The organism is Pseudomonas sp. G166 (genome assembly GCF_037027455.2).
In the GTDB taxonomy this organism is placed as follows: domain Bacteria; phylum Pseudomonadota; class Gammaproteobacteria; order Pseudomonadales; family Pseudomonadaceae; genus Aquipseudomonas.
Genome location: NZ_CP146985.1, coordinates 422,743 through 438,654, shown reverse-complemented (window position 1 = coordinate 438,654; position 15,912 = coordinate 422,743). Strand labels below are relative to the sequence as shown.

Annotated in this window: 12 protein-coding genes and 1 pseudogene; 11 read left to right on the top strand and 2 right to left on the bottom strand. The window is 61.5% G+C overall.

What is annotated here, in order from left to right; translation table 11 throughout:
* Position 1 precedes the first annotated feature (1 nt).
* The 11 genes and pseudogenes from ubiB to SGN16_RS01900 all read left to right on the top strand — a co-directional run.
* Positions 2-1,606 carry a ubiquinone biosynthesis regulatory protein kinase UbiB gene (gene ubiB, locus SGN16_RS01950; protein WP_210642456.1) on the top strand — a complete coding sequence of 535 codons (1,605 nt, stop codon included), beginning with the start codon at positions 2-4 and terminating at the stop codon, positions 1,604-1,606.
* A gap of 81 nt (positions 1,607-1,687) precedes the next feature.
* Positions 1,688-2,086: a phosphoribosyl-AMP cyclohydrolase gene (gene hisI, locus SGN16_RS01945; protein ID WP_003196931.1), complete on the top strand. Its 399-nt coding sequence runs from the start codon at positions 1,688-1,690 to the stop codon at positions 2,084-2,086.
* Positions 2,079-2,411 carry a phosphoribosyl-ATP diphosphatase gene (locus SGN16_RS01940; RefSeq protein WP_210642455.1) on the top strand — a complete coding sequence of 111 codons (333 nt, stop codon included), beginning with the start codon at positions 2,079-2,081 and terminating at the stop codon, positions 2,409-2,411. Before hisI ends, SGN16_RS01940 begins: the two co-directional genes overlap by 8 nt.
* A 24-nt stretch (positions 2,412-2,435) precedes the next feature.
* A complete protein-coding gene (locus SGN16_RS01935) occupies positions 2,436-2,723 on the top strand; it encodes a twin-arginine translocase TatA/TatE family subunit (protein ID WP_210642454.1) in 288 nt (95 codons plus the stop codon).
* 10 nt (positions 2,724-2,733) lie between these two features.
* Positions 2,734-3,153: a Sec-independent protein translocase protein TatB gene (tatB, locus tag SGN16_RS01930; RefSeq protein WP_210642453.1), complete on the top strand. Its 420-nt coding sequence runs from the start codon at positions 2,734-2,736 to the stop codon at positions 3,151-3,153.
* Positions 3,150-3,944 (top strand): twin-arginine translocase subunit TatC, encoded by a 795-nt coding sequence (tatC, locus tag SGN16_RS01925; protein ID WP_210642452.1) that lies wholly within the window; start codon positions 3,150-3,152, stop codon positions 3,942-3,944. The genes tatB and tatC overlap by 4 nt, the downstream gene beginning before the upstream one ends.
* Positions 3,941-4,648, top strand: coding sequence for a 16S rRNA (uracil(1498)-N(3))-methyltransferase (locus SGN16_RS01920; RefSeq protein ID WP_210642451.1), 708 nt, complete (start codon positions 3,941-3,943; stop codon positions 4,646-4,648). Before tatC ends, SGN16_RS01920 begins: the two co-directional genes overlap by 4 nt.
* A 113-nt stretch (positions 4,649-4,761) precedes the next feature.
* Positions 4,762-6,666, top strand: coding sequence for a methyl-accepting chemotaxis protein (locus tag SGN16_RS01915; RefSeq protein WP_335943753.1), 1,905 nt, complete (start codon positions 4,762-4,764; stop codon positions 6,664-6,666).
* 202 nt (positions 6,667-6,868) lie between these two features.
* Positions 6,869-8,785, top strand: a complete 1,917-nt coding sequence (locus SGN16_RS01910; protein WP_335943752.1) for a methyl-accepting chemotaxis protein — start codon at positions 6,869-6,871, stop codon at positions 8,783-8,785.
* A gap of 215 nt (positions 8,786-9,000) precedes the next feature.
* Positions 9,001-10,905 carry a methyl-accepting chemotaxis protein gene (locus tag SGN16_RS01905; RefSeq protein WP_335943751.1) on the top strand — a complete coding sequence of 635 codons (1,905 nt, stop codon included), beginning with the start codon at positions 9,001-9,003 and terminating at the stop codon, positions 10,903-10,905.
* A gap of 157 nt (positions 10,906-11,062) precedes the next feature.
* Positions 11,063-11,254, top strand: a pseudogene (locus SGN16_RS01900) (DUF6124 family protein); the annotation flags it as partial.
* 81 nt (positions 11,255-11,335) lie between these two features.
* On the opposite strand, the gene mdoH reads toward SGN16_RS01900, so the two are convergent.
* Entirely contained in the window at positions 11,336-13,906 is a 2,571-nt protein-coding gene (gene mdoH, locus SGN16_RS01895) for a glucans biosynthesis glucosyltransferase MdoH (protein ID WP_335943750.1), read from the bottom strand.
* Entirely contained in the window at positions 13,899-15,674 is a 1,776-nt protein-coding gene (locus SGN16_RS01890; protein WP_210642446.1) for a glucan biosynthesis protein G, read from the bottom strand. The genes mdoH and SGN16_RS01890 overlap by 8 nt, the downstream gene beginning before the upstream one ends.
* Positions 15,675-15,912: the final 238 nt, after the last annotated feature.

The window sequence follows — 15,912 nt, the reverse complement described above, 5'->3', positions numbered from 1 at the left end:
CATGAAGCTGCTTGCCGTCCGCCGTTTGTTGCGCATCCAGCGCGTCGTGATCCGCTACCGCCTCGATGACCTGCTGTTCGCCCTGCCGCTGCCCTGGTTTCTGTTGGCATTGCGCTTCGTGCTGCCGTGGCGTTGGTTCCCTCGCCGCACGCTGGAGCTGACGCGCGGTGCACGCCTGCGCCTGGCCTTGCAGGACCTGGGGCCGATCTTCATCAAGTTCGGGCAAATCCTCTCGACCCGTCGCGATCTGTTGCCCGAAGACATCGCCGATGAACTGATGAAGTTGCAAGACCGCGTGCCGCCGTTCGATTCCAAGGTATCGGTGGCGTTGATCGAAGAGCAGTTGGGCAAAAAGATCAGCGAAGTCTTCAGCCGTTTCGACGTCGAGCCACTGGCCTCGGCCTCCGTGGCCCAGGTTCATGCTGCGCAACTCAAGAGCGGCGAAGAAGTGGTGGTCAAGGTCATCCGCCCGGGCCTCAAGCCGATCATTGCCCAGGACCTGGCGTGGCTGTTCATCCTCGCCCGCGCCGCCGAACGGCTGTCGGCCGATGCGCGCCTGCTGCACCCGGTGGACGTGGTCCAGGACTACGAAAAAACCATCTACGACGAACTCGACCTGCTGCGCGAAGCCGCCAACGCCAGCCAACTGCGCCGCAACTTCGAAGGCTCGCCGCTGCTCTATGTGCCGCAAGTCTATTGGGACTGGTGCCGCCCGAAAGTGTTGGTGATGGAGCGCATCTACGGCATCCAGGTCACCGACCTGGCGACCCTGGCCGACCAGCGCACCGACATGAAACTGCTGGCCGAGCGCGGCGTGGAAATCTTTTTCACCCAGGTGTTTCGCGACAGTTTCTTCCACGCCGACATGCACCCGGGCAACATCTTCGTCAGCACCGTACAGCCGTGGAGCCCGCAATACATTGCCATCGACTGTGGCATCGTCGGCAGCCTGACTCCCGAAGACCAGGATTACCTGGCCCGCAACCTGTTCGCCTTCTTCAAGCGTGATTACCGTCGCGTGGCACAACTGCACATCGATTCGGGCTGGGTGCCGGCCGAGACCAAGCTCAACGAGTTCGAAGCGGCAATCCGTACCGTGTGCGAACCGATCTTCGAAAAACCGTTAAAAGATATTTCCTTCGGCCAGGTGCTGATGCGCCTGTTCCAGACCGCGCGCCGCTTCAACATGGAAGTCCAGCCACAGCTGGTGTTGTTGCAGAAAACCCTGTTGAACATCGAAGGGCTCGGTCGCCAGCTGTACCCAGAGCTGGACCTGTGGAACACCGCCCAGCCCTTCCTTGAACGCTGGATGCGCGAGCGCGTCAGCCCCAAGACCTTGCTGGGCAACGTCCAGAGCCAGTTCGAGCAGATCCCGCACTTGGCCAACATGACCCGCGACCTGCTCGAACGCATGTCCCAGCCGCATGCCCACGATCCTGCGCCCCCCTGGCACAAGCGCCGGGACGACTGGTTCCTGCGCCTGCTGGGAGCGGCCCACTTGGGCGGCGGCGCGGTACTGGCGACCGGTGGGCCGTTGAGCCAACTGGGTCACTGGCCGGCCGGTATCATGATAATCGTCGGTTTGTATCTGGTCGTTCGCCGATAGCCAGCACCGGTTCGCGCTGGCACACTGTTTCAACGCTGGGCCCGCCGACTTCAGGTGCGCGGTCCATTGTCGGAGTCAAAGATGAAAAACTGGCAGGACGAGATCAAATGGGACGCTGACGGCCTGGTGCCGGCCATCGCCCAGGATCACAAGACCGGGCGCGTATTGATGATGGCCTGGATGAACCGCGAAGCACTGGCCCTGACCGCCGCCGAGAACCGCGCCATCTATTGGTCACGTTCCCGTGGCAAGCTGTGGCGCAAAGGTGAAGAATCCGGGCATGTGCAGCACCTGCATGAGATGCGCCTGGACTGCGACGGCGACGTCATCATCCTGATGGTCGAGCAAGTCGGTGAGATTGCCTGCCACACCGGCCGTCAAAGCTGCTTCTATCGCGTCTTCGAGAACGGCGACTGGAAAACCGTCGACCCCGTGCTCAAGGACCCGCATGCCATTTATTCAGGACATACCCATGAGTGACACCCTGACCCGCCTGGCCCAGGTGCTGGAAGAGCGCAAAGGCGCCGCGGCCGACAGTTCCTATGTCGCCAGCCTGTACCACAAGGGTTTGAACAAGATTCTGGAAAAAGTCGGCGAAGAATCGGTCGAGACCATCATCGCCGCCAAGGACGCCGCCATCAGCGGCGATTGCAGCGACGTGATCTACGAGACCGCCGACCTGTGGTTCCACAGCCTGGTCATGCTTGCCCAACTGGGGCAGCACCCACAGGCTGTACTGGATGAACTGGACCGTCGTTTCGGTCTGTCCGGGCACGTCGAGAAAGCCTCGCGTCCGTCCACCTGATCAACTGTTGAGAGGAATAGCCACATGGGTATTTTTGACTGGAAACACTGGATCGTCATTCTGGTAGTTGTCGTCCTGGTGTTCGGTACCAAGAAACTGAAAAACCTCGGCACCGATGTCGGCGAGTCGATCAAGGGCTTTCGCAAGGCCATGAACGATGACGAAAAGCCCACCGATCCTACGGCGGCCCCCGGCCAACCGGCGCAGCCGACCCAACCGGTACACCCCCAGGCTGCCCAGCCTGTGAATGCGCCGCACACCATCGACGTGCAGGCCCAGAAAGTCGAAGAGCCCGTCCGTAAAGACTCGTGAGCACTGACTAATGTTTGGGATCAGCTTCACTGAACTGCTGCTCGTCGGCCTCGTCGCCCTGCTGGTGCTGGGCCCCGAGCGTCTGCCGGGGGCTGCGCGCACCGCCGGTCTCTGGATCGGGCGACTGAAGCGCAGCTTCAACGCGATCAAACAGGAAGTTGAACGTGAAATCGGGGCCGACGAGATTCGTCGGCAACTTCACAACGAACACATTCTGTCCCTGGAGCAGGAGGCGCGGAAAATCTTCACGCCGACCCAGCAGGAACCGACGCCGGTACAACCTGTGGCCGAACCGACAATTGCGCCACAGGCCTCGGTGGATGACTCGGCGCCCGTGGTGACCGAGCCTGCCAAACCGGTGCAACCCGCCCCGACGGCGACAACGCCGGAAGTGCCTAACGACCCTACTTTGCCGCCGCGAGCCCCATGAGCGATATCCCCGAGAACGACCAGCCGATGCCGCTGGTATCGCACCTGACCGAGTTGCGCACCCGCCTGTTGCGTTGCGTCGCGGCGGTTTTCATCATCTTCGCCGGGCTGTTTTCCTTCACCCAGCAGATCTACACCTTCGTCTCCACACCGCTGCGCCAGTACCTGCCGGTGGGTGCGACGATGATCGCCACCGACGTGTCATCGCCGTTCCTGACGCCTCTGAAGCTGACCATGATGGTCTCGCTGTTCCTGGCGATCCCGGTGATCCTGCACCAGATCTGGGGCTTCATCGCACCGGGCCTGTACAAGCATGAAAAACGCATCGCCGTGCCGCTACTGGTGTCCAGCATCCTGCTGTTCTACACCGGCATGGCCTTCGCCTATTTCTTCGTATTCCCGCTGATCTTCAAGTTCTTCGCCGCCGCTACGCCGGCAGGCGTGGAGATGATGACCGACATCACCAGTTACCTGGATTTCGTCATGACGCTGTTCTTCGCCTTCGGCGTGGCGTTCGAAATCCCCGTGGCGGTGGTGCTGCTGGTGTGGATCGGCGTGGTTGACGTTGCCTACCTGAAGAAGATCCGCCCCTACGTGATCATCGGCTGCTTCGTGGTCGGCATGATCCTGACACCGCCAGACATCTTCTCCCAGACCCTGCTGGCCGTGCCGATGTGGCTATTGTTCGAGATCGGCATCCTGTTCGGCGCCCTGGTACGCAAACGCAGTGAAGAGCCGCACGAACAGCCGGCCGACGACCATAACGACCAGCCGCCAGCGACCCAAGCGTGAACCTGCTGCTGCTCGAAGAGGCCGATTTCATCGGGCCGGACCGCGTGATCCTGAGCGATCGTCGGTTGACCCACATGCAGGAAGTCCATCGCAGCGCCGTCGGTGACAGTCTGCGGGTCGGGCGCATCGGCGGGTTGATGGGCACGGCCCAGGTGCTGCGCCTGGAAGCCCGCGAGGCGGAACTGCAAGTGACCCTCGACCAGCCTGCACCGGCCAAGTTGCCGCTGACCCTGGTGCTGGCCCTGCCGCGTCCGAAAATGCTCCGGCGGGTGTTCCAGACCATCGCCACCATGGGCGTGCCGCGCGTAGTGCTGGTCAACAGCTATCGCGTGGAAAAGAGCTTCTGGCAGACGCCGTTCCTCGAGCCCGAGGCCATTCGCGAGCAACTGATCCTGGGCCTGGAACAAGCCCGGGACAGCGTGCTGCCGGAAATCATCATCGAAAAACGCTTCAAACCCTTCGTTGAAGACCGCCTGCCGGCCATTACCGACGGCACCTTGGGCCTGGTCGGTCATCCCGGCAACTACCCGCCCTGCCCGCGTGCGCTGGCAGAGCCGGTGACCTTGGCGATCGGCCCGGAGGGCGGCTGGATTCCCTACGAGATCGACCTGCTGGCCAAGGCCGGCCTGCAACCGGTGCAATTGGGCGAGCGGATCCTGCGGGTCGAGACCGCGGTCACCGCCCTGCTCGCACGGTTGTTCTGATCCCCGTGGCTTGCCACAGTGTCCAAGCTCATTTAGCTCATTTCTCCAGTTCCCCCCTGATGGGCCGATAGTGCTTTATACAAAGCAGTTTCGCCCTCCAAGGGAGTATCAGCATGTTCCAATGGCTAGGTAACGTAGGCGTCAATCGCAAACTCGGCTTCGGTTTCGGTCTGGTACTGCTCTTAACCTTGATGATCGCCTTCACCGGATGGACCGGCCTGGGTAGCGTGATTGCCCGCGGCGATACGCTGGGGCTCATCGCCAGCCTGAACGACCTGACCAAGGACCTGCGCTCTGCACGCATGGACTATTACTCGACCCGCGGTGAAAAAGGTCCGGGGGAAATCAACGATCTGATCGGCAAATTGGAGCCCGGGCTCCAGACCGCCCGTCAACCGGTCGAGCAGCCCGCCGATGTAGCACTCATCGACAAACAACTGGCCGCTGTCGCCGACTACAAGGTTGCCTTCGCCGAGTTGACCCGTGCCATTGCCAGTCGTGAGGGTGCGCGCGGAAAATTGGGCGCCAGCGCGGATAATGCCGTGGCCCGCGTCGCCAGCGTTGAAAACGCCATACGGCAAGGCGGCGACGCTACTCAACTCGACAGTGTGGTAAGCCTGGGCAAGGCAATCCAGCAAGCCCGCTATCAGGTTCGCGGCTATACCTACAGCGGTCAGGCCGACGCCGAACAACCGGCCCTGGATGCCATCGATAACGCGTTGAAAATCCTCGGCAGCCTGCCGGCCCAACTGCCCGATGAACACGCCGTCAATCTGCAACAGGCCAGCGAGTCGTTCAAAACCTATCGTGCTGCAGTCAGCCAGTTCCGTGAAGCCCAGACCGCCAGCGCTGCCGCTATCCAGCGCATGTCCGACTTGGGGGTTGTGCTACGCGGGGCCAGTAGAGACCTCACCCTGTCTCAAACAGTCGTGCGCGACCATGATGCCGACAAAGCCAAAATGCTCCTGGTTTCAGCCGCCGCGCTGGCCCTGTTGCTCGGGGTGATCGCAGCCATGGCCATTACTCGGCAGATCGTCAGCCCGCTGGAGCAGACCCTAAAAGTCGCCGAGCGCGTGGCGGCAGGTGACTTGACCCACGACCTCAGCTCCGAGCGCCGCGACGAACTGGGCCAACTGCAACGTGCCATGCAGAGCATGACCGTGGGCCTGCGCCAATTGATCGGCGGTATCAGCGACAGCGTCACGCAAATCGCCAGCGCCGCCGAACAGCTCTCGGCCGTTACCGAACAGACCAGCGCCGGGGTCAACAGCCAGAAAGTGGAAACCGACCAGGTCGCCACCGCCATGCACGAAATGACCGCCACGGTGCAGGAAGTGGCGCGCAATGCCGAGCAAGCCTCCGAAGCAGCGGTCGCCGCGGACCAGCAGGCTCGCGAAGGCGAAAAAGTGGTGGGTGAAGCCATCGCCCAGATCGAACGCCTGTCCAAGGAAGTGGGTAACTCCACCGAAGCCATGGGTCATCTCAAACGCGAGAGTGACAAGATCGGCAGTGTGCTGGACGTGATCAAATCCGTCGCCCAGCAAACCAACCTGCTGGCTCTCAACGCCGCCATCGAGGCGGCTCGGGCCGGTGACGCCGGACGTGGTTTTGCGGTGGTGGCCGACGAGGTTCGTGGCCTGGCCCAGCGAACCCAGAAGTCCACCGAAGAAATCGAAGCGCTGATCGGCAGCCTGCAATCGGGCACCGAACAGGTCGCGACCACCCTGGACAACAGCCGCAACCTGACCGACAGCAGCGTCGAACTGACCCGGCGCGCCGGCGGCTCACTGGAAAACATCACCCGTACTGTCTCGGCAATCCAATCGATGAATCAGCAGATCGCCGCCGCGGCCGAGCAGCAGAGCGCCGTGGCCGAAGAGATCAACCGCAGCGTCGTGAACGTGCGCGATGTGTCCGAACAGACCGCCGCTTCCAGCGAGGAAACCGCCGCCTCCAGTGCCGAACTGGCGCGGCTGGGCGTTCACTTGCAGACACTGGTAGGACGCTTCAAGGTCTAACCTCAAGAGCAGGCATACAACCCATGGAGAGGGCTCTGCGCCCGCTTGGGCGCGAGCGGCCACCCACCTCGCTTGGACTGACGAGCGCTTCGCAGCCGAGCGCCCTCACCGCGGCAATGCCCCCACCTATTTTCTACAGATCCCCGTGACATGGTCGATACTCTTCTCATAAGACCTATAAAAGGTTCGAAGGAGTATCGGCATGTTCAGTTGGCTAACCGAAAAGCTGGGAAACGTAAGTGTCAACCGCAAGCTAGGTTTCGGCTTTGGCCTGGTCCTGCTTATGACCCTCCTGAGCACCTTCGCAGGTTGGAACAGCCTGAGCAGCGTAATCAGCCGTGCCGATAAACAGGCTTCCATCGCCAGCCTCAATGAGTTGGCCAAGGATTTGCGCGTCGCCAGCCTCGACTATGAGATGCGCCGCGGCGAACAAGGGCCAGCTGCCGTCAGCGAGGTCCTGGACAAGCTCCAGGAGAGCATAAAAGCTGCCCTCAAACGGTTTGTGCGCCCGGCAGACCAGGAGTTGCTCAACCAACAACTGACTATTCTCGATGAGTTCAAGCGTGCCTTTGCCGACTTGACCCAGGCGACGCAGAACCGCGAATCGGCCCGCTCCAAGCTTGGCGCCAACGCCGACAACGCCGTGGCCAAGGTGACAGAAGTCGAAAATGCCCTGCGCCAAGGCGACAGTGTCACGCAGTTCAATGGTGTGGTTGAGCAGAGCAAACTGCTCCAGCAAGCGCGCTACCAGGTCCGCGGCTACACCTACAGCGGCAAGGCGGAAGCTGAGCAACCAGCGTTGGCTGCCATCGAAAACGTCTTGAAAAACCTTGAAAGCCTACCGGGCAAACTGCCGGAACAACACACCGCCAACCTGCAACAAGCCAGTGAATCGATGAAAGCCTATCGCGCAGCCGTCAGCCAATTCCGTGATTCGCAGGTGACCAGCGCCTCAGCCTTCAAAAGAATGGTGGAGCAAGACAACCGTTTGCATGAGCTGAACAATCAATTGACTACCTCGCAAACCGAGAAGCGCGACCAGGAGACGGCTCAAGCAAAAGAAACGCTGATCATCGTCACCATCCTGGCGTTAGCGTTTGGCCTGCTGGCCGCATGGATCATTACCCGGCAGATCGTCGCTCCACTGCAGCAAACCCTGGTCGCCCTCGAACGTGTCGCCTCCGGCGACTTGAGTCAAAACCTGGTGGTCACCCGCCGTGACGACATGGGCCAGCTGCAAGGCAGCCTGCAGCGGATGGTGATCAGCCTGCGGCAACTGATCAGCGGCATCAGCGACGGCGTCACGCAAATCGCCAGCGCCGCCGAACAGCTCTCGACCGTTACCGAACAGACCAGCGCCGGGGTCAACAGCCAGAAAGTGGAAACCGATCAGGTCGCCACAGCCATGCACGAAATGACCGCCACAGTGCAGGAAGTGGCGCGCAATGCCGAGGAGGCCTCCGAAGCAGCCGTTGCCGCCGACCAACAAGCTCGCGAAGGCGAAAAAGTGGTCGGCGAAGCCATCGCCCAGATCGAACGCCTGTCCAAGGAAGTGGGCAACTCCACCGAAGCCATGGGTCATCTCAAACGCGAGAGCGACAAAATCGGTAGCGTGCTGGACGTGATCAAATCCGTGGCCCAGCAAACCAACCTGCTGGCCCTCAACGCCGCCATCGAAGCGGCCCGGGCCGGTGAGGCCGGGCGTGGTTTTGCGGTGGTGGCCGACGAGGTGCGCAGCCTGGCCCAGCGCACCCAGAAGTCCACTGAAGAGATCGAGGAACTGATCCTGGGCCTGCAATCGGGCACCGAGCAGGTCGCGACCACCCTGGACAACAGCCGCAACCTGACCGACAGCAGCGTCGAACTGACCCGACGCGCCGGCGGCTCACTGGAAAACATCACCCGCACGGTCTCGGCAATCCAATCGATGAATCAGCAGATCGCCGCCGCGGCCGAGCAGCAGAGCGCCGTGGCCGAAGAGATCAACCGCAGCGTCGTGAACGTGCGCGATGTGTCCGAACAAACCGCCGCTTCCAGCGAGGAAACCGCCGCCTCCAGTGCCGAACTGGCACGGCTGGGCGTTCATTTGCAGACACTGGTGGGACGCTTCAAGGTCTAACCAACGGGGCAGGCATAGAACCCAAGGCGAGGGAGCTAGCTCCCGCCGGACGCGACGCGTCCATGCACCGCGCTCGAACTGACGACCGTTTTGCAGCCGAACGCAAGCAAGCACTCTCATTCAGAGAAGTAACTGACTCCTGTTCTCTACAGAACCCTTCCTACCGGTCGATATAGCTCCCAGCATATAAAATCAACGCTGCAGGGAGTAACGGCATGTTCCGATGGCTGGGTAACGTAAGCGTCAATCGCAAATTGGGTTTCGGCTTCGGCCTGGTGCTGTTCCTGACCGTGATGATCGCCTTCACCGGCTGGAGCAGCCTGGGTAACGTGATCAGCCGTGGCGACAAACTGGGGTTCATTGCCAGCCTGAACGATCTGACCAAGGACTTGCGCCTGGCACGCATGGACTACGACACCTCACGGGGCGAGAAGGGTCCGCAGCAAGTCAACGACCTGATCGGAAAACTCGAAGCCGGGCTGAAGACCGCCCGCCAACTGATCGAGCAACCGGCCGATGTAGCCCTGATCGATAAACAACTGGCCGCCGTTGCCGAGTACAAAAACGCCTTCGCCGAGATGACCCGCGCTACCGCCAGCCGCGAAGATGCCCGTAGCAAGCTCGGCGCCAGTGCAGACAACGCTGTGGCCCGCGTCGCTGAAGTGGAGAAATCGTTGCTGCAAGGCGACAGCGTCGCCCAGTTCAACAGCGTTGTGACACTGAGCAAGGCGGTCCAGCAAGCGCGCTATCAAGTTCGCGGCTACACCTATAGCGGCAAGAGCGAAGCCCAGCAACCGGCCCTTGAGGCCATCGACAATGTCCTCAAACTTCTCGCACGCTTGCCGGAGCAATTGCCCGAGGAACATGCCGCCAACCTGCAACAGGCCAACGACTCGATCAATGTCTATCGCGCAGCGGTCAGCCAGTTCCGCGACTCCCAGATCGACAACGCCGCTGCACTCCAGCGCATGGCAGCGCAAGGCGACGTATTGATCGACGCCAGCCAAAAACTGACCGTCTCCCAAACCGCCGTTCGCGACCGCGACGCAGCCGAGGCCAAGACCGTGCTGGTAGTGGCCGCTGTTCTCGCGCTGCTGTTTGGCGTCATCGCAGCCCTGGTCATCACCCGACAGATCGTCGGCCCTCTGGGCCAGACCCTCACGATCGCCGAACGCGTGGCGGCGGGCGACTTGACCCACAACCTGACCTCTGACCGCCGCGACGAACTGGGCCAGCTACAGCGCGCCATGCAGAGCATGACCGTGGGCCTGCGGCAATTGATCGGCGGCATCAGCGAAGGCGTCACGCAAATCGCCAGCGCCGCCGAGCAGCTCTCGGCCGTTACCGAACAGACCAGTGCCGGGGTCAACAGCCAGAAAGTGGAAACCGACCAGGTCGCCACCGCCATGCACGAAATGACCGCCACGGTGCAGGAAGTGGCCCGCAATGCCGAAGAAGCCTCCGAGGCCGCAGCCGCTGCCGATTCCCAGGCGCGCGAAGGCGACAAGGTGGTCGGAGAAGCGATTGCCCAGATCGAACGCCTGGCACTCGAAGTCGGTAACTCCACCACCGCCATGGGCGATCTGAAGCGAGAAAGCGACAAGATCGGCAGTGTGCTGGACGTGATCAAATCCGTCGCCCAGCAAACCAACCTGCTGGCCCTCAACGCCGCCATCGAGGCCGCCCGGGCCGGTGAAGCCGGACGTGGTTTTGCGGTGGTGGCCGACGAGGTTCGCAGCCTGGCCCAACGTACCCAGAAGTCCACCGAAGAAATCGAAGAGCTGATCCTGGGTCTGCAATCGGGCACGGAACAGGTCGCCACCACCCTGGACAACAGCCGCAACCTGACCGACAGCAGCGTCGAGCTGACCCGCCGCGCCGGTGGCTCGCTGGAAAACATCACCCGCACGGTCTCGTCGATCCAGTCGATGAACCAGCAGATCGCCGCCGCCGCCGAGCAGCAGAGTGCGGTGGCCGAAGAGATCAACCGCAGTGTGCTGAATGTACGTGATGTGTCGGAGCAAACGGCGTCGTCCAGCGAAGAGACTGCCGCTTCGAGCGCTGAACTGGCGCGGTTGGGGGTGCATTTGCAGACGTTGGTGGGGCGGTTCCGGGTCTAGTGGGCCTACGCAAAACCCGTGGCGAGGGAGCTTGCTCCCGCTGGGTGGCGCAGCCGCCCTTTGTGTGTATATCCGTTATTTAGGTAACGGCTACTTAGGGTTCCGCCCTGACGGCGGCTCACTTTTGAGAAGCGCTTTGGTTACTTTCGACTGGGCCGACGGCATCGACACCGAAAGCCTGCTGGTCAACCTCAGCGAAAACCTGGCCTCAGCCGACGCCATGATCAGCGACCTTGCGTTCGACCTGAAAGGCTCGCGGCGCCACGTTGCCCTTGGCATCCTGCAACTGATCGAGCTGAGTGGCATGTTGGCAAACCGAGCCCTGGACAACGTCAATACACAATCCTGACCTTGCCACGGGCGCTGTTCAAAACTCAAATTGCACCCAACAAAAAGCCCGCTTCCTTTCAGAAGCGGGGCTTTTTGCGTATCAGGCCACTTGAGGCTGTGCGCTCACCGGCTGAAGCGGTAGCAACGGTGCATGGGGATCGGCCTTGACCGATTCGCGCCACGCCGCCAGCCACTCGGGATGAGCCTCGCTCCAGACCTGCTCATGCAGACGGGACAAAGCCACCGGGTCGCTCAACAGCGCCAGTCGCTCGCTGTTGCTGAGCCCGGACGGGCCAGCCTTCAGGGCGTGACGAACACGCTCGACCCGCAGCCATTCAATCGGCTCGGCCTGGCCATGACGCGAGGTAGCCAGCGCGTAGGCCAAGGCGTTCTGTTGCGGATCGACCACCGCCCGGATGAAACCGTCTTTCAGCGCGTGCCAACGGTTTTCATGGGTGTACTGGTCCGTCGACAACAGTTCCTGTGGCGGTGCGTATTCCTCAGGAATCAGGAACAGGCTTTCATCACGGGACTTCAAGCCCAAGCCAACACGGCTGGAAATCACCGATACCGGGATCGACAGCATCAGCGAACCGACAATCGGCACCAACCACCACAGGAAGCTCGGGTTCAGCCAGATCACCAGCAGGGCCCAGAAGAAGCCCAGCAGGGTTTGCGGGCCGTGGCGCTTGACCGCTTCGCTCCATGGCGTGGAGTCGTCGTCACGTTGTGGCGAGTTCCAGGTCGCAGCCCAGCCCAGGAACGCGGCGAGCACGAAACGGGTGTGGAAAATCATCCGTACCGGCGCCAGCAGCATGGAGAACAGCATCTCCAGCAGCATCGACAACGTCACCTTGAACTTGCCACCGAACTCCTTCGCACCCTTGGCCCAGATCAGCACGATGCTCAGCAACTTGGGCAGGAACAGCAGCACGATGGTGGTCGAGAACAGCGCGATGGCTTTTTCAGGGTGCCATTGTGGCCACAACGGATAGAGCTGGCGCGGTTCGAGGAAGTACTGCGGCTCCATCAGCGTGTTCACCGCCAACAACGCAGTGGACAGTACCAGGAAGAAGAACCACAGGGGTGCCGACAGGTAGGACATCACACCGGTCAGGAACACCGCACGGTGCACCGGGTGCATGCCCTTGACCAGGAATAGCCGGAAGTTCATCAGGTTACCGTGGCACCAGCGACGGTCACGCTTGAGTTCGTCCAGCAGGTTCGGCGGCAGTTCTTCGTAGCTGCCCGGAAGGTCATAGGCAATCCACACGCCCCAGCCGGCACGACGCATCAGCGCGGCTTCGACGAAGTCGTGGGACAGGATGGCACCGGCGAACGCGCCTTTACCGGGCAACGGCGCCAGGGCGCAGTGCTCGATGAACGGCTTCATGCGGATGATCGCGTTGTGGCCCCAGTAGTGGGATTCACCCAACTGCCAGAAGTGCAGGCCGGCGGTGAACAGCGGACCGTACACCCGCGTAGCGAACTGCTGCATGCGCGCATACAGCGTGTCCATGCCTGACGCGCGCGGCGCAGTCTGGATGATGCCGGCGTCCGGCGTGGCTTCCATCAAGCGCACCAGGCTGGTCAGGCACGTCCCGCTCATGACGCTGTCAGCGTCGAGCACGACCATGTACTTGTAATCGCTGCCCCAACGACGGCAGAAGTCGTCGAGGTTGCCGCTCTTGCGCTTCACGCGGCGGCGACGACGGCGATAGAAGATCTTGCCGAACCCCCCGGCTTCACGGCAGACATCCAACCAGGCCTGTTGTTCGGCCACGCAGATATCGCTTTCGTTACTGTCGCTGAGCACGAAGAAGTCGAAACGATCCAGGTCACCGGTGGCGGCCACCGACTCGAAGGTCGCGCGCAAACCGGCGAACACCCGCGGCACGTCCTCGTTGCAGATCGGCATCACCAGCGCGGTGCGGGCGTCCTTGGGAATCGGCTCGTTGCCGGCGCTGGCGCCGGAGATCCGGTACTTGTCGTGACCGGTGAGCAATTCGAGGAAGCCCATCAGCGCCGTCCAGAAACCTGCCGACACCCAGCAGAACAGGATCCCGAACAGAATCAGGATGCTGGTTTGCAGCGCATACGGCAGCACTTGCGTGGCGGTCTGCAACAGCGGTTGGTGCAGGACTTCTTCCAGGTCCACGAACGACCAGCCCTGGTAGGGCATGATGCCTTTCATGTACCAGCCAGCCACGATGGTCTGGCCGAGCATCAATATCAGCAGGATGTAGCGGCGGGTCGACCCCACGGTACGCCAGCGCGCATGGGGCAGCACACGCTCATCCTTGGGCGGCTTCGGCGGGTTGGTGCGGCCGGTCAGGCGGCGCCAGCCACGCACCAGGATATTGGTACGCCACGGTTCCGGCACGACCTTGGTCCGACGAATCGGTGGCGTAGCCTTCAGGCACACGCGACCGCTGGCGTCGACCGACAGCATCTCGGCGTCCTCGAGCTCCTCGGCGGTGCTCAGAGTCAGGCGACGGCCCACCGAGGCTTGTGCCGCCTCGGCAGGTGCATCGAAGGTCGAAGACGACAAGCGTTCGTGCAACTCGCTGAAAGACGTGCAGCCCGCCAGCTCGGCGCGCTGCTCGTCGGTCATGGGCAAATGTGCCAGATACTCGCTGAGAGACTCTGGCTGTACTGAAGTATTACTCATCGGCAGGCAACTGATAGCTCCAGGTCTCGGTCAGGACTTGCTCAGTCTGTTCCGGTTCCTGCGGGGTTGGGGTCGCCTCAACAGCGGCGGACGCCGCCTTGACGGCCTTGGCTTCTTTTTCCTTCTCTGTTCCTTGCTCTTTTTCTTTCTCTTTCTCGTTCTGTTGCTTGGCGATCTTGTCGGCCTTGGCCAGGGTGGTCACCGAATGCGACGCGGCAGGTTCCTCGACCGGAACAAGCGGCCGGACCAGCGCAGCGCGCATCTCGGTCGCCTTGCCCGGGTCTTTGATCTTCATGCGCAACGTCAAGCGCCAGCCCTTGGTTTCAGGGTTGTAGCGCACGCTGTTCTCGACGATCTCGGCGTTGTCGCCGACGCTCACCTGGCTACGCACGTCGGCGTTTTCCGGCAGGGCTTGCAGGGACGGACCTTCGAAATCCACCAGGTAGGCGACGCTACCGTCCGGTTGACGGATCAGGTTGGATTGCTTCACGTCCCCGGTGGAACGCAGGGTCTGCTTGACCCAGGCGCTGTCCGGCGAATGCAGGTTGGCTTCGTCGAGGGTCCAGTGCAGACGGTAGGAGAAGTCCAGCGGCTGGCCTGGCTCCGGCAGTTTTTCCGGGCTCCAGAACGCTACGATGTTGTCGTTGGTCTCGTCGGCGGTCGGAATTTCCACCAGGTCGACAGAGCCCTTGCCCCAATCGCCCTTCGGTTCGATCCAGGCGCTTGGACGTTTTTCGTAGCGGTCGTCCAGGTCTTCGTAGTGGCTGAAGTCACGACCCCGTTGCAGCAGGCCGAAACCACGCGGGTTTTCTACCGAGAAGTTGCTCACGGCCAGGTGTTTCGGGTTGTTCAGCGGGCGCCAGATCCACTCGCCGTTACCGGCGTGGATCGACAGGCCACTGGAATCGTGCAGTTCGCGACGGTAGTTCAGCACTTTGGACGGTTGGTTGGCGCCGAACAGGAACATGCTTGTAAGCGGGGCAACGCCCAGCTTGGTCACGCGGTCACGCAGGAACATGCGCGATTTCACGTCTACGATGGTGTCGGTGCCCGGGCGCAAGGTCAGGCGATAGGCGCCAGTTGCCCGCGGCGAATCCAGCAGGGCGAAGATCACCAGGTGCTTGTCGGTCGGTTTCGGGCGCTGGATCCAGAATTCGCGAAAGCGCGGGAATTCCTCACCGGATGGCAAGGCGGTGTCGATGGCCATGCCGCGGGCGGACAAGCCGTAAGTCTGACCCTTGCCAATGACGCGGAAGTAGCTCGCGCCCAGCATGGTCATGATTTCGTCTTGCTTGTCGGCCTTGTTGATCGGGTACAGCACACGGAAACCCGCGTAGCCCAACTGTTCGGTGGCCTTGGGGTCGAACTTCACGTCACCGAAATCGAAGCGCGACGGGTCGTACTTGATCTCTTCGACGGTGGTCGCGGTGATTTCGTTGATTTTCACCGGGGTGTCGAAATGCATCCCCTGGTGATAGAAGGACAGCCTGAACGGGGTCTTCTGGTCGGCCCATTCGGCTTTTTCGGTGCGGAAACGGATTTTTTGATAGTCAGCGAATTTCATTTCGCGGAATTCGTTCGGCAGATTACTGCGCGGGGCTTCGAATTTTTGCCCGGCCAGTTCTTGAGCCTTCGCCGATACATCATCCAGGCTGAATGCCCACAGTTGGCCCGCGCCGAACAGGCACAACAGGGCCGAGCCCGCTACCAGAGCGTTTCTAAACCGTTTGGCAGACATCTTTTGTGCATTACAGGGACTAACAATCACGAGCAACCCTCGCCGAAAACAGATCAAAAAACCAACGGCCAGATAAAGTATCTGCAGGGTATCGGCATTGAAAAACCACCCCCGCGGACCACTCTTGCCAAGTTGGCGAGCATTGTTCCGACTCCGGTGGGAGAAAATGATTCCCCAAACGGACCAGGACAAGTCTCTACCTAAGTCAAATGGACCAGCGAACGCTGATCCCCCGTAGCGCGCGATTATCTAGTAGGCCGCGTGACAA